This window comes from Streptomyces sp. SL06, assembly GCF_058244745.1.
Genome location: NZ_JBSYOT010000002.1, coordinates 5,587,672 through 5,606,077, shown reverse-complemented (window position 1 = coordinate 5,606,077; position 18,406 = coordinate 5,587,672). Strand labels below are relative to the sequence as shown.

The window sequence follows — 18,406 nt, the reverse complement described above, 5'->3', positions numbered from 1 at the left end:
TCGGCGCAGCTTCCCGTATTCTTCTGCCCGCTTTCCCGGGACCTAAACACAAAGATTTCACGAACGCCGAGCTTCGCATTTCGGGCACGTCTCGCACGGGTTACATGATTGTGACCCGTTACACATGCTGCCGGTTTTGCGGTGTATGACCCGGACAAACCCAAACATATCGCCGCTCCTTCGCGCGGGGGTACGCGCACGCGTGATAACACATGGGGCGCCCATACGTAACCCTGTCCGGCGATGCAATTTCAATTTTCCCTGGGTAAATTCAATTTGCATGACTGCCGCGCAAGCAGACCTGCAAATCGATCGTCCGAGAGTGGCCGACGGGGCCGCCCTGTGGCGGATAGCGAGGGATTCCGAGGTCCTCGACCTGAACTCGTCCTACAGCTATCTGCTCTGGTGCCGGGACTTCGCCGCCACCTCGGCCGTCGCCCGCGACGAGCGCGGTGGGCCGGTCGGCTTCGTCACCGGTTACGTACGACCCGACCGGCCGGACACCCTGCTCGTGTGGCAGGTGGCGGTGGACGAGGCGTACCGCGGGCGCGGGCTCGCCGCCGCCCTGCTCGACGGGCTGGCCGCCCGCACCGTCGCGGAGCGCGGACTTACCGCCCTGGAGACCACCATCTCACCCGACAACACCGCTTCGCAGCGGCTGTTCACCTCGTTCGCCGAGCGCCACGGCGCCCGGCTGGAGCGCGAGGTGCTGTTCGACGCGAGTCTGTTCCCCGACGGGCCGCACGAGCCCGAGGTCCTGTACCGCATCGGTCCCCTGTCCGCCGCCGGCTGACCGACCGGCCCTCCGGACGCCGGGCACCCCCGACCGTCCGGCCCCCAGACTTCCCGGCCGGGACCGCACCGGTTCCGCCGGATCCGTACGACCTTCCTCTCCCACCCTCACCCAACGAGGAGCGATTCGTCGTGACCATCACCCAGCCCGACCTCAGCGTCTTCGAGACCGTCGAGTCCGAGGTGCGCAGCTACTGCCGCGGCTGGCCCACCATCTTCGACCGTGCGCTCGGCAGCCGCATGTACGACGAGGACGGCCACGAGTACCTCGACTTCTTCGCCGGAGCGGGCTCGCTCAACTACGGGCACAACAACGCCGTCCTGAAACGCGCGCTGATCGACTACCTGGAGCGGGACGGCGTCACGCACGGGCTCGACATGTCGACCACCGCCAAGCGCCGCTTCCTGGAGACCTTCCAGAACATCGTCCTGCGCCCCCGCGACCTGCCGTACAAGGTCATGTTCCCGGGCCCGACGGGCACCAACGCCGTGGAGTCCGCGCTGAAGCTGGCGCGCAAGGTGAAGGGGCGCGAGTCGATCGTGTCGTTCACCAACGCCTTCCACGGCATGTCGCTTGGCTCGCTCGCCGTGACCGGCAACGCCTTCAAGCGGGCCGGCGCCGGCATCCCGCTGGTGCACGGCACGCCCATGCCGTTCGACAACTACTTCGACGGCACCGTCGAGGACTTCCTCTGGTTCGAGCGGCTCCTGGAGGACCAGGGCTCCGGCCTCAACAAGCCGGCCGCCGTGATCGTCGAGACCGTGCAGGGCGAGGGCGGCATCAACGTCGCCCGGCCCGAGTGGCTGCGCGCCCTGTCCGAGCTGTGCGAACGCCAGGACATGCTGCTCATCGTCGACGACATCCAGATGGGCTGCGGCCGTACCGGCGCCTTCTTCTCCTTCGAGGAGGCGGGCATCACGCCGGACATCGTGACCGTCTCCAAGTCGATCAGCGGCTACGGCCTGCCCATGGCGCTGACCCTGTTCAAGCCCGAGCTGGACGTCTGGGAGCCGGGCGAGCACAACGGCACCTTCCGCGGCAACAACCCCGCCTTCGTCACGGCGACCGCCACGCTTGAGGCGTACTGGGCCGACGGGTCGGCGATGGAGAAGCAGACCCGCAAGCGCGGTGAGCAGGTCGAGCAGCACATGATCGCCATCACCGAGGAGAACCTCGCCGACATCAAGGAGTACCGGGGCCGCGGCCTGGTCTGGGGCCTGGAGTTCCACGACAAGGAGCGCGCGGGCAAGGTCGCCAAGCGGGCCTTCGAACTCGGGCTGCTGATCGAGACCTCCGGCCCCGAGAGCGAGGTCGTCAAGCTGCTCCCGGCGCTCACCATCACGCCCGAGGAGCTGGACGAGGGGCTCAAGACCCTCGCTCGGGCCGTCCGCGAGACCGCCTGAGACCACCGTGCTTCCGGTGCCCCGGCCCGCGCGGCCGGGGCACCGGGGAACCCCGCACACCCTTCACCTAGGAGGCATCGCAACACCGTGATCGTCCGTTCGTTCAAGGAGATCGAAGGCACCGACCGGCACGTGAAATCGGCGTCCGGCACCTGGGAGAGCAAGCGCATCGTCCTCGCCAAGGAGAAGGTCGGCTTCTCCGTGCACGAGACGATTCTGTACGCGGGTACGGAGACGTCGATGTGGTACGCGAACCACATCGAGGCTGTCGTCTGCACAAAGGGTGACGCCGAGCTGACCGACCGCGAGACTGGGGAGACGTACCACATCACGCCCGGCACGATGTATCTCCTCAACGGCCACGAGCGGCACACGCTCAAGGTCAAGGAGGACTTCCACTGCATCTGTGTCTTCAACCCGCCCGTGACCGGACGGGAGGATCACGACGAGAACGGCGTCTACCCGCTGCTCACCGAGGAGGTGTGAGTCACCGTGACCACGACCACGAATGTCACCGATCTCTATCCCACCCGCGGCGCCACCGAGGTGGCAACCCCCCGGCAGGATCCGGTCGTCTGGGGCTCCCCGGACGCGCCCGGCCCCGTCCCGGCCGGTGACCTGCGGTCCCTGGAGCGCGACGGATTCCTCGCCGTCGACCAGCTGATCGGCCCCGACGAGGTCGGCGTCTACCAGCGCGAGCTGGAGCGGCTCATCGCCGACCCGGCCATCCGCGCGGACGAGCGCTCGATCGTCGAGCCGCAGTCCAAGGAGATCCGCTCGGTCTTCGAGGTGCACAGGATCAGCGAGGTCTTCGCACAGCTGGTGCGCGACGAGCGCGTGGTCGGGCGGGCCCGGCAGATCCTGGGCTCGGACGTGTACGTCCACCAGTCGCGGATCAACGTCAAGCCGGGCTTCGGGGCCAGCGGCTTCTACTGGCACTCGGACTTCGAGACCTGGCACGCCGAGGACGGTCTGCCGAACATGCGGACGATATCGGTCTCGATCGCGCTCACCGAGAACTACGACACCAACGGCGGTCTCATGATCATGCCGGGGTCGCACAAGACGTTCCTCGGGTGCGCGGGGGCCACACCGAAGGACAACTACAAGAAGTCCCTGCAGATGCAGGACGCGGGGACGCCGTCCGACGAGGCGCTGACCAGGATGGCCTCCGAGTACGGCATCAAGCTGTTCACCGGCAGGGCCGGCTCGGCGACCTGGTTCGACTGCAACTGCATGCACGGTTCGGGCGACAACATCACGCCGTTCCCGCGCAGCAACGTGTTCATCGTCTTCAACAGCGTGGAGAACGCGGCGGTCGACCCGTTCGCGGCACCGATCCGACGACCGGACTTCATCGGCGCACGGGACTTCACTCCGGTGAGGTGACCCACCCGCGCCTCCGGGCAGGGGCCTTCGCACACGCCCCGAAGACCCCTGCCCGCCACCGCCCGGCCGTCAGGCCGTCAGCGCGTTCAGCAAGTGGTCAACGTCTGTCGCGGTGTTGTACACGTGGAAGGCGGCCCGCAGGTTGCCCGCGCGGTCGGAGACCTGGACCCCGGCGCGGCTCAACTCGCCCTGGCGGTGGCCGAGTCCGGGGACGGACACGATCGCGGAGCCCGGTGCGGGCACCGGCTCGTGGCCCAGCGAGCGCACGCCCCGGCGAAACCGGTCGGCGAGGGCAGTGTCGTGGGCGTGCACCGCGTCCACGCCGAGTTCCTCGATCAGGGCCAGGGAGCGCCGGGCGCCCGTGTACGAGAAGAGGGCCGGACTCTCGTCGAACCGCCGCGCGGAGTGCGCGAGTTCCTCCACGGGTCCGTAGCAGCTGTCCCAGGGGTGCTCGCCCGACGCCCACCCGGCGAACAGCGGCCGCAGCCCGGCCGACGCTCCCAGGTCGTCCGGTACGACGAGGAAGCCGACGCCCCGCGGGCACAGCACCCACTTGTAGGCGACGGCGACCACGAAGTCGAAGTCGTCCGCCGCCAGCGGCAGCCACCCGTTGGACTGGGAGGCGTCGATCAGCGTCCGCGCCCCGTGCGCCCGCGCGGCGTCCCGCAGCGCCGCGAGGTCGGCGACGCGCCCGTCGGCTGACTGGACGAAGCTGACCGCGACGAGCGCGGTGTCCGGCCCGACCGACTCGGCGATCCGCTCCAGCGGCACAGCGCGCACCTTCAGGTCGCCGCGCGTGTACAGCGGGTTCACCAGGGAGCTGAAGTCGGCCTCGGCGGTGAGGACTTCGGCCCCCGCGGGCAGCGAGGCGGCGACGAGCCCGCTGAACGTGGCGACGGACGACCCGGTCGCGACCCGGGTGGCCGGCACCCCCAGGAGCCGGGCGAAGGCGGCCCGGACCGCCTCGACATCGGCGAACATGTCGAACGGCTGCCCCTGCGCCGCGGACACCTCCGCGTCATGCATCGCGGCCAGCGTCCGGGCCGGGAGCAGGCCGGTACTGGCGGTGTTCAGGTAGGTGTTCTTCGGGGCGAACTCGGCACGGACGAGATTCTCGAAGCTCTCCATGGCACCACTGTGCGTTCCCCGCAGGTCCCCCGTCCACGGCGTATTTCCGCGCGGCTTCCCCAAGCAGCCCTTATGAACGGCCGCTCACCTGCGGTTTTCAGACCCGGGGCACCGCGCACCCATCGGGACCGCACGCCTGCGCGCCCTCGTTCTCGACCAGCTTCAGCGACGCACGCTCGCCCCACGCCCGGGTCAGCGCCTGGGCGAAGACCTCGGCGGGCTGGGCGCCGGAGACACCGTAGGCCCGGTCGAGCACGAAGAACGGCACCCCGGTGGCCCCGAGCTGCGCGGCCTCGTGCTCGTCGGCGCGCACCTCGTCGGCGTAGGCGGCGGGGTCGGCGAGCACCGCGCGGGTCTCGTCCGGGTCCAGACCGGCCGGGACGGCAAGCTCCACGAGCCGCTCGTCGTCGTTGAAGACGGAGCGCTCCTCGGCGAAGTTTGCCCGGTAGAACGCGTCCAGCAGCGCCTCGTGCCGGCCCCGCGCCTTGGCGAGGTGCAGCAGCCGGTGCATGTCGAAGGTGCTGCCGTGGTCGCGGTCGCGGGTGCGGTAGTCGAGCCCCTCGGCGGCGGCCTGCGCACCGAGGTGGTCCTCACCGGCCCTGGCCTGCGCCTCGCTCATGCCGTACTTGGCGGTGAGCATCGTCAGCACGGGCTGCACGTCGTTTTTGTGCCTTTGTCCAGTTCACGTGAACTATTCGACGTGTACGGGAAGGCGGACGGATGGGAACCTTCGGATGCACCGGCCCGGTCCGGTTTCGTCGCCTACCGATTCCGGCGCAGACTCCCAAGTGGCCGGCCCGCTGATGAGTCCGGCGCACCTCGTTTGCCGGGCCTCGTACGTCTCGACGGCCACCCCCGGAACTGCGGCACGCGATGACCACACCTCAACGTCGAGGTGTGCACACGACCCCCGATGACCGTTCGCGGCCGTCGGGGGTTTCTTGTGTTTCCGGGGCACCTTCGAAATAAAGGCGTGTATCCCGGCCTGCGTGGGGTGTCCGGGTACCGTTCGGCCAGTGATACCAAGGGTTTTCGGCACCTTTGATTCGTAGGCATTTCGGCGTTGAGGAGGCTCCCTAACTCCCGCTCGGGAGTGCCTTCAATCCCTGGTACGCCTCTCGCAGATCTGACGCTTCCGGGAGCTGTCGCCGCTCCACAGCCTTGACGACTTCCAGCGCACGCCAGTGATTCGACGGAACGATGCGGCCGGACAGTATGGCTCGCTGTGCTGCGTTGCACGCCTCGTCTAGCCGGTCACCGCCGAGCAGTGCCAGCGCCAAATCGATGTTCGCGGACGCCGCCCGGCGCGGCCATTTCTCCACATCGTCAGCGGGGGCGAGTCGCGCGATTACCTGTCGCGCGTAGTCCTCGGCTGCGGGATCTCCGACCCATGCCAGCGTCGTTGCTGTGTAGGCCAGCGCTTTACCGGGGTCGTACTGGTAGTGATGCTCGGTGCCCTTACGCGGAACCATCGCGCCCGACATGCGTTGCACCCGTTCAATAGCCGCGTACGTTTCCGGCCCTTCCCCGAGACGGGCCCTTGCGCGTCCCTCTTGCGCTGTCGCCTGGATCGCAGCCGACGTTCCGGCCGGTGCCAACTCCTGTGCAATCTGCGCAAGTTCTAGCGCGCGTACGTATTCGCCATCGGTGAGCACTCGCCAAGCGTCAGTCTCGTAACACCACGCCTCAATTTCGCGGTGGTCTGCGTGCTGCGCAAGGGTGGCCGCTGTCTTCAAACGAGCCGTCGCCGCGTGTTCCTGGTCCAGGTCGATATGCAACGTGGCTCCCAAGAGTTGGAACCATCCGCCGACCACGTAAAGGCGGCGTTGTTCCGCAAGAGTCATCCGCGCATCCATGAGATGTGAGACATAAGCGGAGTGCTTCCTTACTCTTTCGAGCAAGTCTTGCGGCGGTGACACCGGGTATTTCATTGCCAGTTCATCGAATGCGTGTTCTAGACGACTTAGCGTTTCCTTGCCTACATCGCTAGCAGATACACGCCGTGCCAATTCCAGCGCATCGAATTCGTCGTCACTACCTGACGTAGCGTCAGATAGCCAAGCAGTACGCGACTTTGGCGGGGCGTATGCATCCGGGACTAGCAGCGCGTCGAGTTCCGCCGACGTAACCGACAGCACCTTTGCGATCTTCGGACGCTGCCAGGGTTGCGGGTCAGTCTTCCCGCTTTCCCAGCGCTGGACTGTTGAGCGATCGACGCCGACCGCTTCCGCGAATTCCTCTTGGTTGTACCCGCACGCTTTCCGGCGCTCTGCCAACCTCCGCCGCCTGCTGGTCATCGTGGCCGGTCTCCTCTCGGGGATTGCCCGTCTGCCCTGGTCAGCGTATCCAGGAGCAGCCCTTAGACCTCCCCGTGAGGCTTGACCCGGACCCCAAGCCCGTTCCGGGGTGCGCCGGTTGCGACGTGATCGCACACGACCGAGACCGAGCGCGGGCCAACGGGAACGCAAGCGGCGTGAGTGACTGCAACGTGCGGATGCGTCGGCACCTGCGGGCGGACCACTCGTGACACAGGCCCCCGTGAAGCCGCAGAAGCGCCGTACGCGGCCTCTCCCGCCCCCTGAGCTAGTCAGGGCCTCATAGACAGCCCCGGAAGCCCGTACGCGGACTCTCCGGCCGGTTGGTGGGACCAGTACGGCGGCGCGCTGGACGTGACCTCGGGCGTGGTCTACCTCCCCGGCCCGACGCATCCCCCGTCCCCGTTCCACCCTGACGACTGCCCCAACTGCGTGCCATACGAGGAAAGGCCGTGAAGTACGTACGCCGGTTCGGCTGGTCCGTGTTCGTCTTCACGGTCGCCGCGCTGTCCTCGGCAATTCCCACGCTGGCCGCATTAGGCCGCCTTTGAACCCCCGTCCCCCTCGTGCCGCACAGCTCCCCCCGTGCTGATTGCACAGGCGCGAGAGGGGGCGGGTTCCAACTCCCGCTCCCGGTGATTCCTCAATGGACGGTCGAGTCATCGGGGGTGGGTTTCCAAACCCCAGGTGTAAGGAGACGCACGATGAGCACTGCCGGAAACCGTCTCTTATTCACGTGGCTTGAGATCACGGGACTCTGCAATGAGTTCTGTGATCACTGCTACGCGGACAGCGGGCCCAAGGGAACACACGGAACCATGACCGTGCGGGACTGGCTGAACGTGATTGACCAGCTTGCCGACATGGGCACCCTGGACGTTCAGTTCATCGGGGGAGAGCCGACGCTACCCGAGTCTGTCCGCGCTGATCAAGCACGCTCACGGGCGGGGCCTCGGTATCGAGGTGTTCTCGAACATGACCCACATTCGCCCGGAACTGTGGGACGCATTCACGGAGTACGGCGTCAAGCTCGCCACGTCGTACTACTCGGACAGCGCCGAGGAACACGACGCGGTGACGCAACTCCGAGGGGCGCACAAGAAGACTCGCGCCAACGTGCAAAAGGCGCTGTCCCTCGGTATCCCGCTGCGGGGTGGAGTCGTCGCCGTGCGGGACGGACAGCAAGTGCAGGAAGCGGCGCAGGACCTTACGGCGCTCGGTGTCGGCACGGTCGGCGGAGACCGCACCCGCGCATTCGGGAGAGCGAGTCAGGGGGCCGCGCCGACCATCGCTGATCTGTGCGGGCACTGCGCCCACGAGAAATGCGCCATCGGCCCGACCGGTGACGTGTGGCCGTGCGTCCTCGGTCGATTCCTGACCATCGGGAACGTGCTGGAAAGCCGATCTCCGATATCTGGGGCGGCGCGCAGATGACCGACGTTGCGGCCGATATCGCGGCGGTTCACGGCGATGGTGTCCAGTCGTGCACTCCTCCGCAATTCCTGCCCATGTGCGGACCGTGCGGTCCGTGCGTTCCCTCGGTCGGGCACTGTGACCCCAGGGAAGCGGACAGCGCGGCTACGATCGGCGCACCGGCCTAATCCGCTGATCATGAGGGAGCGCACGCATGGACGATCACGGGGACGACTTCGGCCCGTGGGGGTGGGAAGGCGACGGAAACGCCATTCGGCGGACCGAGGATGAATGGCTGACCATCGCTCGGTACGTCCGGCACGCAGCTAACAAGCTCGGGCCGGATCTTCCGCTGTGCCTTCCTGGTGAACCACAGGCATGCGGGCGGACGGCTCAACAGCACGTGATCGCGTGGGCCGCTCACCTCCGGGCGGTTTCCCATCACCTGATCGAACAGGCCACCCCGAGCGAGGCCAGGGGCGCGCATGCCATCGGCCCGCTGTACCAACGTCGTCTCGCGGACTTGCGCGCTCAGACGGCCTCGGTGCGGACCCCTGGCTGACCGGCTGTACCCCCTTTGACGGCCCCGCTTGTGCGCTTTCCCCCGTGGCGCATGGGCGGGGCCTCTCCGTGCATCTATGCAGGTCAGACCGGGTGCGCTAACCTATGGCTCTGTTGGTCCAAGGGCAGGCGATGTCGGTCGTACGGCCGCGGAGGCCCTCTCCGCACGTGCGTGAAACGTTCGGGCGGCTGGCCTCATTCCCCGGGTACGCGAAGGCGCAGGGACAGGTGGTGGTCGCCCTCGGCGGGCGGGTTCCCGGGGTCGGGGTGCCAGCCCCGGCGGGCGTAGAAGGCCTGGGCGCGCCGGTTGTCGACGTGTACGTCGAGGACGGCCTCCCGCATGCCGTCGACCCGCCACTGCTCGACGCAGGCCGTGTGCAGGGCGGTGCCGACACCGGAGCGCCAGTGGTCGGGATCGACGTGGAACTGGAACAGCTTGACCGTGTCCGCCGGGCCGCCCTCCGGGACCCGGAAGGAGGCGACGCCGACGAGGCCGCCCCGCTCCACGGCGCACAGCACGTGCCCTTCGGGGCGCTCGGCGGCGGTGCGCCAGGCGGCGACCGGGTCGAAGCCGTCGTCGGGCGGGCCGTCCGGGTAGTAGGTCGCCCTGGCCCGTGCGTGCAGGGCGGCGACGGTCCGGGCCTCGGCGGGCAGGACGGTACGGATCACCAGGCTTGCGGTCGCAGGTTCGTCGATCATGCAACCCAGGACGCGGGAACCGGCCCCTCCGGTTGCCTCAGCTCCCGTCGCGCAGGTCGGCCGGCCAGTGCGCCCGGAACTCCAGGTGGTCGAAGGTCGCCACGCAGCCCTCCCCCGTGGGCGCCTGGGCCAGGAAGCCGACCAGGGCCGCGCCGGTCTCCTCCTCGCCGCCCAGGGTGAACAGCCGGACGAAGGTCCAGCGCTCACCGTCGGCGCAGGCGTGGAAGGCGAAGGCCCGCCCGCTGCGGCTGACCCTGAGCCAGAAGGAACTCCCCTCCACGGGGAAGGAGTTGCAGTCGTCGGAGTGCCCCCGGGTGACCACCGTGCAGACGGTGGGCGCGCTCGGGGAGTACTCCAGGCACAGCTTGGCCCAGGCCCGCTCCCCCACGTGCACATAGAGGACCCCGGCGTCGAAGGCCGCGCCGAACCCGACGGTGACACGGGCGATCAGCTGGAAGTCCCCCTCGGGCGCCCCCAGCAGCCGCGGCGCGTCGGACACGGACTCCAGCGCCTCGCCGGTCGGCGGCACGAACCGGTCCTGCCGGGCCCCGGCGACGCCGGTGAGCACACCGCCTTCGTAGGTCCAGTGGCCGTCGGGCCCGTAGGGACGCAGGGAGAACGGCAGTTCGGGAAGCTTCATGTCCATCGACCGAGTATGTCAGGGCAGCTCAGGCCTCTCGGGGGCGCGGGGAACCGCGCGACCGGCCACGGCGGCGCCGTGGCCGGTACACCACCGCGCCCCCGCGGCACTACCGCTCAAGCACCCCGTTGAACCGCCGCGGCAGCCCCAGCGGGTTGTCGTCCCGCAGCTCCGGTGGCAGCAGTGCCTCGGGGGTTCCCTGGTAGGCGACCGGTCGCAGCCATCGCTCCACGGCGGTGCCGCCCACCGACGTGGAGGTCGATGTCGTGGCCGGGTACGGCCCCCCGTGGTGCTGGGCCGCGGCGACCGCGACGCCCGTCGGCCAGCCGTTCACCAGCACCCTCCCCGCCAGCGGCGTCAGCTCGGCCAGCAGCTCCGCGCCGCGCCCCTCCCCCGCCGCTTCCGCGGCGGAGAGCTGCACGGTGGCCGTGAGGTTCCCCGGCAGCCGGGACAGCACCTCCCGCACCTCGTCCTGGTCCTGATAGCGGGCCACCACGGTGACCGGCCCGAAGCACTCCTCAAGGAGCAGGTCGTGCTCGCCCTTCGCCGTCAGCCGCCCGGCCGGCACCGTGAGGAACCCGGCGCTGACGGTGTGCTCGCCCCCCGCGCCCGGTGTCACCGGGGAGTCCACGTCGGGCAGCGCGATGCGCTCGGCGACGCCGGCGACGAAGTTGTCCCGCATGCGGTGGTCCAGGAGCACGCCGGCCTCGGTGTCGCTGACCGCGTCCGTGAGGGTCTTGACCAGGCCGTCGCCGGCGGCGCCCGAGGGCACCAGGACCAGGCCCGGCTTCACGCAGAACTGGCCGACGCCCAGGGTCGTCGAACCGGCCAGCCCCGCGCCGATCGCCTCCGCGCGCTCGGCGGCCGCGGCCTCCGTGACGACGACCGGGTTGAGCGAACCCAGCTCGCCGTGGAAGGGGATCGGCACCGGACGCGCCGCGGCGGCGTCGAACAGCGCGCGGCCACCGCGGACGGAACCCGTGAAGCCCGCCGCGGCCACCAGCGGGTGCTCGATCAGTTCGATGCCCGCCTCCAGGCCGTGCACCAGGCCGAGGACGCCGTCCGGGACGCCGTGCCGGGCGGCGGCCCTGCGCAGCACCTTGGCGACCAGCTCGGACAGGGCCGGATGGTCGGGGTGGGCCTTGACGACGACCGGGCAGCCGGCCGCGAGGGCGCTCGCGGTGTCGCCGCCCGGCACGGAGAAGGCGAAGGGGAAGTTGGAGGCCGAGTAGACGGCGACGACGCCGAGGGGGACCTTGTAGCGGCGCAGGTCCGGGATCGGCGGGGTCGCGGTGTCGTCGGGGTGGTTGACGACGACACCGAGGAACTCGCCCTCGTCCACGATGTCGGCGAAGGCGCGCAGTTGGTAGCAGGTGCGGGCGAGTTCACCGGTGAGCCGGACCGGGCCGAGCGCGGTCTCGGCGTCGGCCACCTCGACGAGGGTGCCCTCGGCCGCCTTCAGCTCGTCGGCGGCGGTGCGCAGGAAGGCCGCGCGGACGGTGCGGTCGGCGAGGGCGCCCCGGGCGGCGTGCGCGGCGCGGACGGTGGTGTCCACCTCCTGGGCCGTGGCCTCCACCGCGACCTGCTCCCGCTGCTTCCCGGTACGGGGGTCGACACTCCAGACTGGTGCTGCTGCCACCGCGGGTCCCTTCACATGCTCTGCATCGGACGTGCCGTACATCTGGACTCGTTCGATATACTGAACGCTGTCTCTGATGGTGAATATGCTGTCGAGACTATTTCCCGTCGAACGAAGGGGTCAAGGGCGATGTCGGCTGGCGTGACGGGGGGCGGAGCGCAGGTCAAGTCCGCCGTGCGGACGGTTGAACTGCTCGAATACTTCGCCGGACGCCCCGGCATGCACTCCCTCGCGTCGGTCCAGGAGGCCGTCGGCTACCCCAAGTCCAGCCTCTACATGCTGCTGCGCACGCTGGTGGAGCTGGGCTGGGTGGAGACGGACGCGACCGGCACGCGGTACGGGATCGGCGTACGGGCGCTGCTGGTCGGCACCTCGTACATCGACGGCGACGAGGTGGTCGCGGCGGCGCGGCCGACGCTCGACCGGCTCTCCGACGACACCACGGAGACCATCCACCTCGCCCGGCTGGACGGCACGAACGTCGTGTATCTGGCCACCCGCCAGTCGCAGCACTACCTGCGCCCCTTCACCCGGGTCGGCCGCCGGCTGCCCGCGCACTCGACATCGCTGGGCAAGGCGCTGCTGAGCACGTACAGCGACGAGCAGGTCCGCAAGATGCTGCCCGAAACGCTGCTCGCGCTGACCGAGCACACGATCACCGACCGGGAGAAGCTCATCGAGGAGCTGCGCCAGGTGCGCGAGCGGGGCTTCGCCGTGGACCGCGAGGAGAACACGCTGGGGCTGCGCTGCTTCGGCGTCGCCATCCCCTACCGCACCCCGGCGCGGGACGCGATCAGCTGCTCGGTGCCGGTGGCGCGGCTGACGCCCGCGCACGAGCAGATGGTCAAGGACGCGCTGTTCGACGCGCGCGACCGGCTGACACTGGCCACGCGTAGGCTCTGAGGCATGCACATCGCTCTGCGCGAGGTTCACGACAGCGATCTGCCGGTCTTCTTCCGGCAGATGAACGACCCGGAGGCCCAGCGCATGGCCGCCTTCACCCCCGAGGATCCGGCCGACTGGGACGCGTTCACGGCCCACTGGCGCAGGATCCGGGCCTCGTCCGAACGTCGTGCGGACCATCCTCGGCGACGGTGATGTCGTCGGCAGCGCGGCGGTGTACGGGCAGCCGGGCGAGCGCGAGGTGACGTACTGGGTGGACCGGGCGTACTGGGGCCGGGGCGTGGCCACGACGGCGCTGCGGGCCCTGCTCGCCGAGGTGCCGGACCGCCCGCTGTACGCGCGGGCGGCGGCCGACAACACCGGGTCGCGGCGCGTGCTGGAGAAGTGCGGCTTCGAGACGAGCGCCAGGGCCCGGGGATTCGCCCCGGCCCGGGGCGAGGAGATCGACGAAGTCGTGCTGCATCTCTCCCGAACGGGCGGCCTTTCATGAATGGACGATGAGAAAACGGGGCAGAGGGAACGATTCCCTCCGCCCCGTTCGTCCTTGTCGGCGGGATGAACAAGACGATCAGGCGCGCCTCGGTCCTCACGCTGCTCCTGGTGTTCGCTCTGCTGGTCAGGGCGACCTGGGTGCAGTTCTACGAGGGCCGGGCGCTCGCGGACAGCAAGGACAACCGGCGGGGCGCGATCGAGACGTACGCGGCGCCGCTCGGGAACATCGTCGTGGCCGGCCGTTCGGTCACCGGATCGGCGCCGACGAAGGACGGCGACCTCGCCTACAAGCGCACGTACGAGAACGGCGCGCTGTACGCGGCGGTGACGGGCTACGCCTCGCAGTCGTACGCGCCCACGCAGTTGGAGGGCATCTACCAGGATCTGCTCGACGGCAGCGACCCCCGGTTGAAAACCGTGACGGACACCGTCACCGGCACCCGGGCCGAGCCCGGCAATGTGATCACCACCATCGATCCGGACGTGCAGAAGGCCGGGTCCGAGGCGCTGGGCGAGACCAAGGGCGCCGCCGTGGCGATCGACCCGAGGACGGGCGAGATCCTGTCGGTGGTGTCGACGCCGTCGTACGACCCCTCGTCGCTGACCGACGCCAACACCGCCGCCGCGGCCTGGAAGAAGCTCACCGAGGACCCGGACAAGCCGCTGACCAACCGCGCGCTGCGCCGGCCACTGCCGCCGGGCTCGACGTTCAAGCTGGTCGTGGCGGCCGCCGCGCTGGAAAACGGGCTGTACGGATCGGTGGACGAGAAGACCGACAGCCCGGATCCGTACCGGCTGCCGGACACCACGACGGACCTGGCCAACGAGAACCCGGCCGCCCCCTGCGAGAACGCCACGATCCGCACCGCGCTCCAGTACTCGTGCAACAACGTCTTCGCGAAGATGGCCGTCGACCTCGGTCAGGACGAGCTGCGGGCCATGGCCGAGAAGTTCGGCTTCAACGACGAGACGCAGGACGTGCCGGTACGGGCGTACACCAGCGTGTACCCGAAGGACATGGACCGCTCCTCGACGGCCCTGACGGGCATCGGCCAGTTCGACGTGACGGCGACCCCGCTGCAGATGGCGATGGTGTCGGCGGCCCTCGCGAACGGCGGTGAGCTGGTCTCCCCGCACATGGTTTCCCGGATCACCGACGGCGGCGGCGATGTCCTGGAGGACGACTCCGACGCGGACTCGAAGCGGATCGTCAGCTCCGCCACCGCCGAGCAGTTGCGGTCGGCCATGGAGACCGTCGTCGAGAAGGGCACGGGGTCCAACGCGCGGATCTCCGGCGCGACCGTGGGCGGCAAGACGGGCACGGCCCAGCACGGCGAGAACAACAGCAAGACGCCGTACGCCTGGTTCACCGCGTACGCCAAGTCCGGCTCCTCGGACCGGGAGGTCGCCGTGGCGGTCGTCGTCGAGCAGTCCGACGCGGCCCGCTCCGAGGTCAGCGGCAACGGCCTGGCCGCTCCCGTGGCCAAGGCGATGATGGAGGCGGCGCTGAGGAGCTGACCTTCCCCGGAGGTTCGGTCTGTCATACGGCGTTCGACGCACCGTACCGGTGCGCCGAACGCTGCTACAGTTCCGGATCCCGGCCCGGCGCACGGCTGTTCGACGCCGGGACCGCCGCTGGGAGGAGAGTCCGCCCGTGAGGACAGCCGTCGACGCCGCCGCCTCCGCGGAGTTCCACGCCTTCTTCGAACGCCACTACGCCGAACTCTCGCGCCTGGCACATCTGTTGACCGGCGATCCGGACGCCGCCGACGACCTCGCGGCGGACGCGTTGCTGGCGCTGTGGCACCGCTGGGACCGGGTCCGCGCGGCCGACCACCCGGCCGCGTACGCGCGCGGAGTCGTCGCCAACCTCGCCCGCACCCGGATCCGCAGCGCGGTGCGCGAGCGCCGGCGGGTGGCCCTGTTCTGGTCGCAGCGCGAGGAGCGGACGGAGAACCCGGACATCGCGGGCGCGGTGGATGTGCGGGAGGCGCTGCGCCGGCTGCCGTTTCGCAAGCGGGCGTGCGTGGTGCTGCGGCACGCCTTCGACCTCTCCGAGAAGGACACGGCGCTCGCCCTGGGCATCTCGGTGGGTACGGTGAAGAGCCAAACGTCGAGGGGGATGGCCGAACTGCAGCGGTCGCTCGGCACCCGGGCGGCCGGGAAGCAGGTGCACGCCGCGATCGCGCACAGTGGTGGGGCCGCGGGAGGGAAGCGATGACCGGGCGGCAGGACGTGGACGAGGGGCTGCGCGCCCGGCTGCGCGAGGCGGCCGGGGCGCACGAGCCCGACCGGGCGCGCATCCTGGCCCGGGTCGAGGACGGCATGGCGGGCCGGGACCGCCCCGGCCGCCGGTACGCGGACCGTCGGCCGCCGGGCTGGGTGCGGGTGGCCGGGGCGACGGCCGCGGTGGCGGGCGTCCTGGCGGCCTGCGGCTGGGCGGTCGCGTCGGCGGTGCAGGAGGACGCCCCCGCGCAGCGCTCGGTCGCCGCCTCGCCGGCCCCGGCGCCCGCCCCGTCGGCCGAGGACGGCCCGCTGTGGTCGGACGGCTCGGTGGACCCGCACAGCAACGAGTTCTGGGCGCAGAGCGACATCACTTTGCGGACCGGTGAGCCGCTGACCGCGCTCACCGTCGAACTCAGGGTGGCGCAGACGGGATCGGTCGCCTCCACCGGCGCCTGGCGGTCGCTGCCGGAGGACGACTTCACGTTCGCGGTCGGGGAGCGGGACGGCTTCCTGGTGTACCGGTGGACGCTCAAGCGGGGCCGTACGGTCCCGGCCGGCGAGTGGGTGTTCGCCGGACAGTACGACCACGCACCCGGCGACCGGGACGCGCGCGGCGACCGCTACTTCGTGACGGCCACCGCCGGGTCCGAACGGCTCTCGGCCGAGGGCGACTTCACGGCCGATCAGGCGCGCTGACCACCCGTACGACCCCGCCGGTGAGGGCTACTCGACGAAGTACGTCGGGTTGGGCAGCTTGTACGTCCGGTCGGCGTAGCCGCCCTGGAGGTCGGAGTACTGGTCGCCGAAGTTGCCGACGATGTCGTAGCCGAGGTCCCGCTCGATGTGCCTGCGGGTGGCCGACTTGTACTGCACGGTGGTGCAGGTCCAGGCGCCGGGGGTGGCGCAGTGGGACAGGTAGGACGGCGGATTCGCCTTGTCCTGGAGGAAGATGTGGCCGGTGTCCAGGTTGACGTCGGCGCCGACCTTCTTCAGGTTCTCGACGGCGGCGGCGCGCTGTGCCTCGCTCAGGCCCGAGTTGTAGAAGACCTCGACGCCGCGCTTGTCCGCGTACCGGACGAGGGCGGGGCTGCCGGGGACGGCCGGGCGGTCGGCCTTGTTGACGTAGGCGGCCCAGGTGGCGCTGTCGTAGCCGTAGTTGTTCTTCTTCTCGTAGTCGAGGCTGAGGAGCAGCGTGTCGTCGATGTCGAAGACGACCGCGGGCCTGTCGTGGTTGTGGTGCGCCGCGCGGGCCGCCCGGTCGATCTGCTTCCTGGCGGCGGCGTCGACCCGGGCCAGGTCGTCGGCGTACGGGCTGTCGGGGGAGGCCTGGTAGACACCGTCGGCGTCGAGTGTGGTGCCGTAGTAGGCGTCGATGTCCTTGGCCAGCACGCCGATGTTGTACGGCTCGTGGGTGGAGTTGGCCGTGGACTGGTCGGCGGTGGCGGCGCCGGTGCCGTACAGGACGGCACCGGCGACGGCACAGGCGGTGGTGACGGTCGCGATGCGCAATGGTTTATGCATGACACATGTTTCTACGCGCGTCGCCCGGGTGGGCGCGAGACCCGTGGCCGGTTTCGCACCCTTTTATCTGGCAAAAATCGCGTCAAGCCGCTCCCGTGACCGCCCCGGCGGGCGGGTCAGCGGGGCTGGTCGTACGGCCGCCAGTCGCCGAGGTAGGCCTCCCGGGTGTGCGCCGCGGCCTCGGTGTCGGTAAGCCGGGGCCGGTTCTCCGGGACGGTGACCTCGGCGCCGGGACCGGTGTTGCGGTACTCGCGGAACCGCTGTTGCTGCCAGGGGTGTTCGGCCTGCATGTCGGCGTAGGGCGCCACCGCGTCGATGCCCGCGCCGAGGTGGGTGTCGCGCACGGTGAGCATCGGGCGGGCGGTGGGGTCGGAGCTGGGCACCCAGGGGCGGGCCAGCTTGTACCGGCCGTCGGGGGCCTCGCTGCCGACGCTCCCCCGAGTCACCAGGTAGCCGCGCGGGTTGGCGCCCGCCGTGGACGGCGCGAACACGAAGCCGTAGGGGGCGGAGGCGAGGTCGGTGCGGTCCAGGGTGCGGAACTCGCAGTTCTCGTACACCGCGGTCGCCCGGCCGAAGACGAAGTCAACGTCGCCCTCGACATAGCAGTGGTCGTAGTACTGGCGGGCGAAGAGGCCGAGGTCGCGGGTGTCGGCGTAGAGGGTGTCCTGGTGGCCGAGGAAGCGGCACGCGTGGAAGGCGGAGCGGTCGCCCATGACCTTGACGGCGACGGCCTGGGTGCCGGTCCAGCCGGGGTGGTCGGCGCGCAGCCAGTCGTTGGCGAAGGTGATCCCGCGGGCGGTGAAGCCGTCGGCCCGCACGGTCAAGGTGGCGGAGCCGCTGGTGCCGTGGGTGCCGGAGCCGTCGGGCCTCGGGGTGTCGGCCGCATTGTCGTACACGACGACGACATCGCGCGGGTCCTCGGCGGCGCCGAGCCACGTGGCCTCGGTGCGGTCGGCGTCCACGAGGACCGTCTCGCGGTAGGTGCCGGGGGCGAGGACCAGCGTCCAGCCGCTGTCCCGGGCGGCGGTCACGGCGGCCTGGACGGAGGTGAAGTCGCCGCGGCCGTGCGGGTCGACGTACAGGGTCTGCGGGGTGCGGCGGGCGGCCGGCGAGCCGTACCGGCCGAAGGGACGCGGGCGCGGTGGGGCGCCGGCGACGGCGGGGCCGGCCGCGAGGCCGAGGGCGGCGCCCGCGCCGGCGGTCGTCAGGAGGAATCCCCTGCGGGACAGTCCCCTTCGGGACAATCCCGTGCGGGACGGGGCGGGTCGGTGCATGCGGGTGCTC

General features: G+C 70.1%; 17 protein-coding genes and 3 pseudogenes. 12 read left to right on the top strand and 8 right to left on the bottom strand.

Features of this window, described 5'->3' with window-relative positions; genetic code table 11:
• The first annotated feature begins 280 nt into the window (after window positions 1–280).
• The 4 genes from ectA to thpD all read left to right on the top strand — a co-directional run bounded on the left by ectA (window position 281) and on the right by thpD (window position 3,585).
• Entirely contained in the window at window positions 281–793 is a 513-nt protein-coding gene (ectA, locus tag AC4IHM_RS25660; protein ID WP_490869359.1) for a diaminobutyrate acetyltransferase, read from the top strand.
• Window positions 794–924: 131 nt separating this feature from the next.
• On the top strand, window positions 925–2,196 hold the full coding sequence (gene ectB / locus AC4IHM_RS25655) for a diaminobutyrate--2-oxoglutarate transaminase (protein WP_490869358.1): 1,272 nt from the start codon (window positions 925–927) through the stop codon (window positions 2,194–2,196).
• A gap of 87 nt (window positions 2,197–2,283) precedes the next feature.
• Complete coding sequence (locus AC4IHM_RS25650) at window positions 2,284–2,682, top strand: ectoine synthase (protein ID WP_490869357.1); 399 nt, start codon at window positions 2,284–2,286, stop codon at window positions 2,680–2,682.
• Window positions 2,683–2,688: 6 nt separating this feature from the next.
• On the top strand, window positions 2,689–3,585 hold the full coding sequence (thpD, locus tag AC4IHM_RS25645; RefSeq protein WP_490869356.1) for an ectoine hydroxylase: 897 nt from the start codon (window positions 2,689–2,691) through the stop codon (window positions 3,583–3,585).
• Window positions 3,586–3,654: 69 nt separating this feature from the next.
• Here thpD and AC4IHM_RS25640 read toward each other — a convergent pair whose 3' ends face one another.
• The 3 genes and pseudogenes from AC4IHM_RS25640 to AC4IHM_RS25630 form a co-directional block, all read right to left on the bottom strand.
• The gene (locus tag AC4IHM_RS25640; RefSeq protein ID WP_490869355.1) at window positions 3,655–4,713 is read right to left on the bottom strand and encodes an aminotransferase class V-fold PLP-dependent enzyme; all 1,059 of its coding nucleotides are present in this window, start codon (window positions 4,711–4,713) and stop codon (window positions 3,655–3,657) included.
• A gap of 97 nt (window positions 4,714–4,810) precedes the next feature.
• Window positions 4,811–5,386: pseudogene (locus tag AC4IHM_RS25635) on the bottom strand (DsbA family oxidoreductase); the annotation flags it as partial.
• 403 nt (window positions 5,387–5,789) lie between these two features.
• Window positions 5,790–7,010: a helix-turn-helix transcriptional regulator gene (locus AC4IHM_RS25630; protein WP_490869354.1), complete on the bottom strand. Its 1,221-nt coding sequence runs from the start codon at window positions 7,008–7,010 to the stop codon at window positions 5,790–5,792.
• A gap of 722 nt (window positions 7,011–7,732) precedes the next feature.
• On the opposite strand from AC4IHM_RS25630, the pseudogene AC4IHM_RS25625 reads away from it, so the two are divergent.
• The 3 genes and pseudogenes from AC4IHM_RS25625 to AC4IHM_RS25615 all read left to right on the top strand — a co-directional run.
• Window positions 7,733–7,885: pseudogene (locus AC4IHM_RS25625) on the top strand (radical SAM protein); the annotation flags it as partial.
• A gap of 118 nt (window positions 7,886–8,003) precedes the next feature.
• The gene (locus AC4IHM_RS25620) at window positions 8,004–8,462 is read left to right on the top strand and encodes a hypothetical protein (protein ID WP_490871023.1); all 459 of its coding nucleotides are present in this window, start codon (window positions 8,004–8,006) and stop codon (window positions 8,460–8,462) included.
• Between the two features lie 193 nt (window positions 8,463–8,655).
• Window positions 8,656–9,003 carry a hypothetical protein gene (locus AC4IHM_RS25615; protein WP_490869353.1) on the top strand — a complete coding sequence of 116 codons (348 nt, stop codon included), beginning with the start codon at window positions 8,656–8,658 and terminating at the stop codon, window positions 9,001–9,003.
• Between the two features lie 194 nt (window positions 9,004–9,197).
• On the opposite strand, the gene AC4IHM_RS25610 is transcribed toward AC4IHM_RS25615, so the two are convergent.
• The 3 genes from AC4IHM_RS25610 to AC4IHM_RS25600 all read right to left on the bottom strand — a co-directional run bounded on the left by AC4IHM_RS25610 (window position 9,198) and on the right by AC4IHM_RS25600 (window position 11,980).
• Window positions 9,198–9,701 carry a GNAT family N-acetyltransferase gene (locus AC4IHM_RS25610; protein ID WP_490869352.1) on the bottom strand — a complete coding sequence of 168 codons (504 nt, stop codon included), beginning with the start codon at window positions 9,699–9,701 and terminating at the stop codon, window positions 9,198–9,200.
• A gap of 37 nt (window positions 9,702–9,738) precedes the next feature.
• Entirely contained in the window at window positions 9,739–10,347 is a 609-nt protein-coding gene (locus tag AC4IHM_RS25605) for a DUF1349 domain-containing protein (protein ID WP_490869351.1), read from the bottom strand.
• Between the two features lie 103 nt (window positions 10,348–10,450).
• On the bottom strand, window positions 10,451–11,980 hold the full coding sequence (locus AC4IHM_RS25600) for an aldehyde dehydrogenase (NADP(+)) (RefSeq protein WP_490869350.1): 1,530 nt from the start codon (window positions 11,978–11,980) through the stop codon (window positions 10,451–10,453).
• A gap of 129 nt (window positions 11,981–12,109) precedes the next feature.
• Here AC4IHM_RS25600 and AC4IHM_RS25595 point away from each other — a divergent pair, with 129 nt between their 5' ends.
• The 5 genes and pseudogenes from AC4IHM_RS25595 (at window position 12,110) to AC4IHM_RS25575 (ending at window position 16,297) form a co-directional block, all read left to right on the top strand.
• Window positions 12,110–12,883: an IclR family transcriptional regulator gene (locus tag AC4IHM_RS25595; protein WP_490869349.1), complete on the top strand. Its 774-nt coding sequence runs from the start codon at window positions 12,110–12,112 to the stop codon at window positions 12,881–12,883.
• 3 nt (window positions 12,884–12,886) lie between these two features.
• Window positions 12,887–13,373: pseudogene (locus AC4IHM_RS25590) on the top strand (GNAT family N-acetyltransferase).
• Between the two features lie 65 nt (window positions 13,374–13,438).
• A complete protein-coding gene (locus tag AC4IHM_RS25585) occupies window positions 13,439–14,893 on the top strand; it encodes a peptidoglycan D,D-transpeptidase FtsI family protein (RefSeq protein WP_490869348.1) in 1,455 nt (484 codons plus the stop codon).
• 136 nt (window positions 14,894–15,029) lie between these two features.
• On the top strand, window positions 15,030–15,596 hold the full coding sequence (locus AC4IHM_RS25580) for a SigE family RNA polymerase sigma factor (RefSeq protein ID WP_490869347.1): 567 nt from the start codon (window positions 15,030–15,032) through the stop codon (window positions 15,594–15,596).
• A complete protein-coding gene (locus AC4IHM_RS25575; RefSeq protein WP_490869346.1) occupies window positions 15,593–16,297 on the top strand; it encodes a hypothetical protein in 705 nt (234 codons plus the stop codon). Before AC4IHM_RS25580 ends, AC4IHM_RS25575 begins: the two co-directional genes overlap by 4 nt.
• 27 nt (window positions 16,298–16,324) lie before the next feature.
• On the opposite strand, the gene AC4IHM_RS25570 is transcribed toward AC4IHM_RS25575, so the two are convergent.
• Window positions 16,325–17,122, bottom strand: coding sequence for an HAD family acid phosphatase (locus AC4IHM_RS25570; RefSeq protein ID WP_490869345.1), 798 nt, complete (start codon window positions 17,120–17,122; stop codon window positions 16,325–16,327).
• Window positions 17,123–17,238: 116 nt separating this feature from the next.
• Window positions 17,239–18,396, bottom strand: coding sequence for a pectinesterase family protein (locus AC4IHM_RS25565; protein ID WP_490869344.1), 1,158 nt, complete (start codon window positions 18,394–18,396; stop codon window positions 17,239–17,241).
• Between the last annotated feature and the right edge of the window lie 10 nt (window positions 18,397–18,406).

What these genes read in the sequence shown, in the direction of transcription:
- ectA (WP_490869359.1), top strand. Translation starts at nt 281, where the DNA reads ATGACTGCCGCGCAAGCAGACCTGCAAATCGATCGTCCGAGAGTGGCC.
- AC4IHM_RS25640 (WP_490869355.1), bottom strand. Translation starts at nt 4,713, where the DNA reads ATGGAGAGCTTCGAGAATCTCGTCCGTGCCGAGTTCGCCCCGAAGAAC.
- AC4IHM_RS25630 (WP_490869354.1), bottom strand. Translation starts at nt 7,010, where the DNA reads ATGACCAGCAGGCGGCGGAGGTTGGCAGAGCGCCGGAAAGCGTGCGGG.
- AC4IHM_RS25620 (WP_490871023.1), top strand. Translation starts at nt 8,004, where the DNA reads ATGACCCACATTCGCCCGGAACTGTGGGACGCATTCACGGAGTACGGC.
- AC4IHM_RS25615 (WP_490869353.1), top strand. Translation starts at nt 8,656, where the DNA reads ATGGACGATCACGGGGACGACTTCGGCCCGTGGGGGTGGGAAGGCGAC.
- AC4IHM_RS25610 (WP_490869352.1), bottom strand. Translation starts at nt 9,701, where the DNA reads ATGATCGACGAACCTGCGACCGCAAGCCTGGTGATCCGTACCGTCCTG.
- AC4IHM_RS25605 (WP_490869351.1), bottom strand. Translation starts at nt 10,347, where the DNA reads ATGGACATGAAGCTTCCCGAACTGCCGTTCTCCCTGCGTCCCTACGGG.
- AC4IHM_RS25595 (WP_490869349.1), top strand. Translation starts at nt 12,110, where the DNA reads ATGTCGGCTGGCGTGACGGGGGGCGGAGCGCAGGTCAAGTCCGCCGTG.
- AC4IHM_RS25585 (WP_490869348.1), top strand. Translation starts at nt 13,439, where the DNA reads ATGAACAAGACGATCAGGCGCGCCTCGGTCCTCACGCTGCTCCTGGTG.
- AC4IHM_RS25575 (WP_490869346.1), top strand. Translation starts at nt 15,593, where the DNA reads ATGACCGGGCGGCAGGACGTGGACGAGGGGCTGCGCGCCCGGCTGCGC.
- AC4IHM_RS25570 (WP_490869345.1), bottom strand. Translation starts at nt 17,122, where the DNA reads ATGCATAAACCATTGCGCATCGCGACCGTCACCACCGCCTGTGCCGTC.
- AC4IHM_RS25565 (WP_490869344.1), bottom strand. Translation starts at nt 18,396, where the DNA reads ATGCACCGACCCGCCCCGTCCCGCACGGGATTGTCCCGAAGGGGACTG.